7 protein-coding genes and 1 rRNA gene are annotated in these 6,845 nt (G+C 33.2%); 6 read left to right on the top strand and 2 right to left on the bottom strand.

Features of this window, described 5'->3' with window-relative positions; translation table 11 throughout:
- Positions 1-105 (bottom strand): 16S ribosomal RNA (locus A9G35_RS08560); the annotation flags it as partial.
- Positions 106-597: 492 nt separating this feature from the next.
- Between A9G35_RS08560 and A9G35_RS08555 the strand changes: the two genes are divergently transcribed.
- A complete protein-coding gene (locus A9G35_RS08555; protein WP_065636506.1) occupies positions 598-1,323 on the top strand; it encodes a DUF4184 family protein in 726 nt (241 codons plus the stop codon).
- Between the two features lie 32 nt (positions 1,324-1,355).
- Here the strand turns inward: A9G35_RS08555 and gmhB are convergent, their stop codons facing one another.
- On the bottom strand, positions 1,356-1,892 hold the full coding sequence (gene gmhB, locus A9G35_RS08550; RefSeq protein WP_065636505.1) for a D-glycero-beta-D-manno-heptose 1,7-bisphosphate 7-phosphatase: 537 nt from the start codon (positions 1,890-1,892) through the stop codon (positions 1,356-1,358).
- A gap of 118 nt (positions 1,893-2,010) precedes the next feature.
- Between gmhB and metN the strand changes: the two genes are divergently transcribed.
- From metN to A9G35_RS08525, 5 genes are all read left to right on the top strand, one after another.
- A complete protein-coding gene (gene metN, locus A9G35_RS08545) occupies positions 2,011-3,042 on the top strand; it encodes a methionine ABC transporter ATP-binding protein MetN (protein WP_065636504.1) in 1,032 nt (343 codons plus the stop codon).
- A gap of 112 nt (positions 3,043-3,154) precedes the next feature.
- Complete coding sequence (locus A9G35_RS08540) at positions 3,155-3,796, top strand: methionine ABC transporter permease (RefSeq protein ID WP_065636507.1); 642 nt, start codon at positions 3,155-3,157, stop codon at positions 3,794-3,796.
- A 14-nt stretch (positions 3,797-3,810) separates the two neighbouring features.
- Positions 3,811-4,713, top strand: coding sequence for a methionine ABC transporter substrate-binding lipoprotein MetQ (gene metQ / locus A9G35_RS08535; RefSeq protein WP_065636503.1), 903 nt, complete (start codon positions 3,811-3,813; stop codon positions 4,711-4,713).
- A 110-nt stretch (positions 4,714-4,823) separates the two neighbouring features.
- Positions 4,824-5,546, top strand: coding sequence for a tRNA (N6-threonylcarbamoyladenosine(37)-N6)-methyltransferase TrmO (gene tsaA / locus A9G35_RS08530; RefSeq protein ID WP_065636502.1), 723 nt, complete (start codon positions 4,824-4,826; stop codon positions 5,544-5,546).
- 778 nt (positions 5,547-6,324) lie between these two features.
- Positions 6,325-6,624 carry a transposase gene (locus A9G35_RS08525; protein ID WP_065585449.1) on the top strand — a complete coding sequence of 100 codons (300 nt, stop codon included), beginning with the start codon at positions 6,325-6,327 and terminating at the stop codon, positions 6,622-6,624.
- The last annotated feature ends 221 nt before the right edge of the window (positions 6,625-6,845 follow it).

Genomic DNA, 6,845 nt, shown 5'->3' with positions numbered 1-6,845 from the left:
TCCGCCACTCGTCATCAAGTGCAAGCACTCATGTTACCGTTCGACTTGCATGTGTTAAGCCTGCCGCCAGCGTTCAATCTGAGCCATGATCAAACTCTTCAATTTAAAGTTTGATGCTCGATAACTGTCTCTGACATATTCAAATGAATCTTCAGTGTCACTTATCAAGACTTAATTTTTTTAGTCCGTAGACTTTAATCTTTTGTCTCGCAAGTGCCCACACAGATTGTCTGTTTCTTCTTTTTAAAGAGCTGACAGCTTCTATTTAACCCAACATTTCGTTGTTTTACTTCGCTGTCTCAAGGGTTGCATATACTACGCTAACCTTTTTTATTCGTCAAGATCTTTTTTGAAAATTTTTTACCTTGCCTACCGACCTTATTCACCGCCTGCTTGTCGCTGACTGCGCGTCAGTGGGTGCGCATTATAGGACCTTAAAAAAATCATGCAAGCGATTATTGCAATTTTATTTCTGTTTGTGCTTTTTTTGCACATGCTGTATTGAAAATAAACTAATTCTATACAAATTTTCTTTTTATTATTTATTATGTCATGTTTGTTTCAGTCTAACTTTTTAGTTTAAGATGGATTTTTCATATGCCTTTTACTTTCGCACATCCTGCAATTGTTTTGCCTTTTCATAAAAGACCTAAATTTTTTTCCATGACAACCTTAATTATAGGTAGCATGTCCCCTGACTTTGAATATTTTCTTAGAATGAAAATAAAAAGTGATATGAGCCATACTTTACTTGGTATTTTTTATTTTGATCTGCCAATAACATTAATTGTTGCTTTTATCTTTCACTCCATTATTCGTAATGAATTAATCAAAAATTTGCCTCATTTCCTTTATAAACGATTTGCTCATTATCTAGCTTTGAATTGGAATCAATATTGCTTGCATCATTGGTTTATTATCTTAACATCTGCACTAATAGGCATATTGTCACATATTGGTTGGGACAGTTTTACTCACTTAACTGGCTTTTTTGTAAAACACCTTCCTTTTTTACAACAACCAATTTCACTAAAAAATACAGATATTCCTATCTACCAATTACTACAACATGGAAGCACTTTGGTAGGAATGAGTTTAATATGCATCTTTATTCTTAGATTACCAATCATAATTGATAAGAAAAATACGATTAGTTTTCTATATTGGGGATTAGTGATGATGATCGTTATAAGTTGTTTTTCTCTTTTTTTCACCAAGACCATTCATACTTTTGGCCAAAATGTAGTGAACTTTATTAATGCACTATTTTTGGGATTAATATTAGCACCACCTATCATGAGAATTATACGGCGTTTATTTTAAACGCCGTATTAGGATAGTATTGTTTTAGAAAGTTATGATTCTTCTTTTATTTTATTGGGTAAATCAGCCAAACTATCAATAACCCAATCAGCTTGTGCTAATGCTTCTTCTGTTATGGTATCGCCCGTTTTTACTAACACAGTTTTTTTAACGCCAGCTTTTTTACCCGACAATAAGTCAGACACTCTATCCCCGACCATATAAGAATTAGCAATATCAATTTTTAGTTCTTTAGCTGCTGTTTGAATCATACCTGGACTTGGTTTGCGGCATTCACAGTTATCAATTAGCGGATCATGAGGACAATAATAGACACCATCTAAATCAACACCACGATCTTGTAATGACCAATCCATCCATTCAGTCAATGTATGAAATTGTTCTTCAATAAATATATTTCTGGCAATCCCCGATTGATTGGTTGTAATAACTAATAAAAAGCCCATTTTCTTGAGCTGTTGCATCGCCTCAATAACACCATCAATAAAATGGAATTTATCAATTGTATGTACATAATTATAATCTATATTAATAGTACCATCTCGATCTAAAAAAATAGCTGGCTTCATATTTACTTTTTTTCCTTTTAATTTTAGATATGATTCTAATTCATATAGCATATTATTGATTGACTTAGATGTCTAGACGTCTTAATATTCATTTATTCATCTTTTGTTTTTATATATTATGATACAACTACAACATATTTCGAAAACATTTGAGCATAATAAAACCCCAATTTATGCTTTAAAAGACATCAATATCCATGTTCCCCAAGGGAAAATTTACGGTGTTATTGGCAAATCAGGGGCTGGGAAAAGCACACTTATTCGATGCATTAACCTACTAGAAAAGCCGACTAGTGGGAAGATCTTCTTTGATAATCAAGAGATCACTAATCTATCTAATAGAAAATTAATTGAAATACGCCGAAAGATTAGTATGATTTTTCAACATTTTAATCTACTTTCCTCGCGCACTGTTTTTGATAATATCGCTTTTCCACTAGAACTTAATAAAACCCCTAAAGCCAAAATCAAGCAAAAGGTCAACGAGCTTATTGAATTAGTTGGATTGACTGAAAAGGCAAATGTGTACCCTGCTAATTTATCAGGTGGGCAAAAACAGCGCGTTGCTATTGCGAGAGCTTTGGCTAGTGACCCCAAAGTATTGTTATGTGATGAAGCTACCAGTGCGCTTGATCCTGAAACAACACGTTCAATTTTGTCATTACTAAAAGATATTAACCAAAAATTAGGACTAACAATTTTATTAATTACTCATGAAATGGATGTAGTAAAACAGATTTGTGACCAAATAGCTGTTATAAGTGACGGCAAACTAGTTGAACAGTCATCAGTTGGCGAAATGTTTTCTCATGCTAAAACCGATATAGCAAGACAATTTATACAATCAACTTTACACCTAAATATCCCTGACGATTATTTAGCAAGATTATCACAAGAACCAAAAGAAGGCCTTAATCCTTTAGTTCGTTTAGAATTTACGGGAGTTTCGGTTGATTTACCTTTGTTATCACAAATCGCTAAAGAATTCGAAATTGATAGTAACATTATCAGTGCACAAATGGATTATGCCGGAGGAGTAAAATTTGGCTTAATGTTAGCGGAAATGAAAGGGAAACAAAAAAGTATGGCATCAGCAATTCAATTCTTAGAAAAAAATAATACTAAAGTAGAGGTGCTCGGCTATGTTTGATTTTATTCCTTCATTTAAACCTTTCGAAGCATTATTTCGATACTTAGCTCAATATAATTTTTGGAACGATTTTGTTGTTTTTTGTTCATCTTTTAATGGTTTTAATGAAGCTATGTTATTTAAAATGGCTCAAGCAACAGATGAAACCATTTATATGGTCATTATGTCTGGATTTTGGGGCTCTATTATTGGCTTACCAATAGGCATATTACTTTATACAACAAGAAAAGGACAAATTCTAGATTGTTACGTAGCAAATAGTGTACTTTCACTTATTACTAATATATTTCGTTCAATACCGTTTATTATATTAATTGTCTGGATTATTCCTTTTACTACTTTCTTTATAGGAACTTTTATTGGCAAACAGGCAGCTATCGTACCATTAAGTATTGGAGTATCGCCATTAATTGCCCGCATGATTGAAAATGCTTTATTAGAAGTACCAAAGGGATTAATTGAAGCGGCTCGCTCCATGGGGGCAACACCGCTACAAATTATTTACAAAGTTTTGTTACCAGAGTCATTACCTGTGATTGTAAATAGTATGACAATTACTTTAATCACCTTAACAGGGTATATTGCCATGGCCGGCGCTGTCGGTGCAGGAGGTCTTGGCCAGCTCGCCATTCAATATGGCTATAATGGCTATAAGCCTGCTATAATGAATACAGTTTTAATTATACTAATTATTATTGTCTTTATTATTCAATTTATTGGCAATAGTATTGTTAAACGCACTACTCATCATTAATTTTGGAGAATCTTATGTCAATCAAAAAGTTCGCACTTATCACCACATTAGTGAGTGCATTTTTTTTAACGGGTTGTGACAATAATAAACAATCAGTTGCAACAGATAACAAACCAGCAGATAAAACCCAATCTAGCACACTTAAAGTTGGTGTTATTTCAGGGCCAGAACAAGAAGTAGCTGAAGTTGCGAAACAACAAGCAAAAGATCTTTATAATTTAGATATTGAACTCGTTATTTTTAATGATTATGTTACACCAAACCAAGCATTGAATGATGGTTTAATTGATATAAATGCTTTCCAACACAAGCCGTATTTAGATGAACAAATCAAAGAACGCGGTTATAAATTATCTATAGTTGGTAACTCATTTGTTTATCCTATTGCTAGTTATTCCAAAAAACTTAAACCTATTACTCAATCAGAAGAAACAGGTGAAGGCGTAAAAGTAACTTCACCGCGTGGTGAAACATTTTTTATTGCGGCCAATTCAACGATTGCTATTCCTAATGATCCGACAAATTTAGGTCGAGCATTACTATTATTACAGCACGAAGGAATGATTACGGTTGATAAAGCAAAAGGTCTATTACCAACAGTTCTTGATATTACTAGCAATCCTTACAACTATAAGATTATTGAACTTGAAGCACCAATGTTGCCACGTTCGCTAGATGATGCTCAAGTTGATCTTGCAATCATCAATAATGCATTTGCAGGACAAGTAAACTTAACACCAAGTAAAGATGGAATTTTTGTTGAAGATAAAGACTCACCATATGTCAATATCATCGTTGCGCACGAAAATAACAAAGATGATGAAAACGTCAAAAACTTTGTTAAATCTTACCAAACTGAAGCTGTAGCTGAAAAAGCAAACCAAATCTTTAATGGCGGTGCGATTCGTGGTTGGTAATAATAAATAACAACGATTTATTTACCTTAATATCGTCGGCTTAGGTCGGCGATATTAGCTTTTTCTCACATAGAAATAACAAGTTGTAGAATAAATTCAATCAAATATGGATTATGACATATCAAATTGACCCCATCGGCATTATCCGCTCCCCCTATAGTGAAAAATTTGCTGTTCCAAGACAGCCAAATTTAGTTAGCGCAGGGAAAGGGGAACTTCATTTGCTAGCTCCTTATAACGATCCTACTAGTATTAAAGGATTAGAACAGTTTTCACACTTGTGGTTATTATTTTTATTTCACCATATCGATCCAGAAAAATGGAGACTAACTGTCCGCCCACCGCGTTTAGGTGGCAATAAAACAATGGGCGTATTTGCTAGCCGATCACCATTTAGACCTAATCATATTGGTCTTTCAGCTGTTGAATTAAAAGATATCATCATTGAAAACAAACAAATCATTTTGAAATTAGGTAGCCTTGATTTAATCGATGGTACACCAATTATTGATATAAAACCTTATCTACCTTATTGTGACAGTCATCCTAACGCCTTTGCAGGATATGCGCAATCTACTCCCGATGAAAAATTAACTGTTGAATTTTCACAAAAAGCACAATTAGTATTAGATTTACAAAAACAGAACTATCCTCAACTTACTGAACTAATTACACAAGTGATATCTCAAGATCCAAGACCTGCGTACAAACAAAATAATAATAGTGAACAAACCTATGGAATCACACTTTATCATTTCAATATAAAATGGAAGATCGCCAATAATCACGCCATTATTGAGCATATTTATGGAAAAGATATAGACGGTAAGTAGAATTTTTAATTAGAGTGTAGGAAAACGCCAAGCTGTTTACACTTGATGATTAAAATAATTCGCTAAAAACTCATAAGGCGTTTTCCCTGAAATCGCTTTATAAGCGTTTAACGGTATTATAAAAATGAATAAAGCGTTTAAACTTTTGTTTTCACGCTTTTAAGTCGCTAAATATTTGCTGATCATCTCACGCCTCAACTCAAAGTTCGTATTACGCTTTTGGTTTTTCTATTGGTTTGTCGGCTAGTAATTTTTATCGATTTTTGTTTGAGATGCTAGTTATTACTCAGTTTATCTAACCTAATAATTTATTTAAATAAATAAAGACAGGATCATTTTGTCAAAAAGTTTCAGGAGCGTACTACGTTTATGTATAAAGACCTTAAAAATCAAATAGATATTATAAAGCAAATATTCTCTAGTTTGCTGTTTCGTTTGATTTTTAAGTAACGGTAAACCTTTGCTATTAACCTGTCGTATTTCGCTCAGATAGGTTTTGTTATCGCCTTTAGCTTGCTTTTTCAATTTATCTTTAATTGATTTTTATATTTTATATCATATAGTTAAAAAAATAATTGATGATTTTATAACATTCATTTTTACTACTTTAAGGGGTAAAAAAGGGATAAAAACTTTAATTGAGCTTTATTTAGCACGTGATAAGAGGTTTGGCTACAGACCATAAAGCGTTTAGCCAAATTAGTGGATCGGCTACACTAATTCATACAACTTTTTTAAGGGGTAAGGTAAACTTATCACAACTAAAAAAGGAACAAATATGAATAAGATTAAACGCAAAAGACGAACATTCACAGATGATTTTAAACACCAAATGGTCAGTCTTTATCAACATGGTAAATCACGTAGTGAAATCGTTGCCGAATATGATTTGACACCATCAGCTTTGGACCGTTGGATAACGCAATCAAGCCAAAGTGGCTCATTTAAAACAAAAGATAATCGCAGTCCACAAGAACAAGAGCTAATCGCGTTGCGTAAAGAGCTTAAACAACTCCGCATGGAAAACGATATTTTAAAGCAAGCAGCACTGATAATAGGGCGAAAATCGCTATCCTAAAAGCAAATCGACATCGTTATAGCATAACAAAGCTATGTCAATATTTAGGATTATCAAGATATTATGCTTATTATCAGTGTAAATTGAATAGACAAAAATCAGTAGGGCTTTATGCCGATAAAATCGTGACGCTATTTAATCAGAGCTATCAGTCTTATGGTACAAGACGAATTCGTTTTGATTTACAAAAAGAGAATATTTGGGTGTCACGCCGTTACATT

The sequence above is a fragment of the Gilliamella sp. Choc5-1 genome (assembly GCF_001690595.1).
Taxonomy (GTDB): Bacteria; Pseudomonadota; Gammaproteobacteria; order Enterobacterales; family Orbaceae; genus Gilliamella; species Gilliamella apicola_M.
The sequence above is the reverse complement of the archived record's forward strand: the minus strand, read 5'-3'. Positions and strand labels throughout refer to the sequence as shown.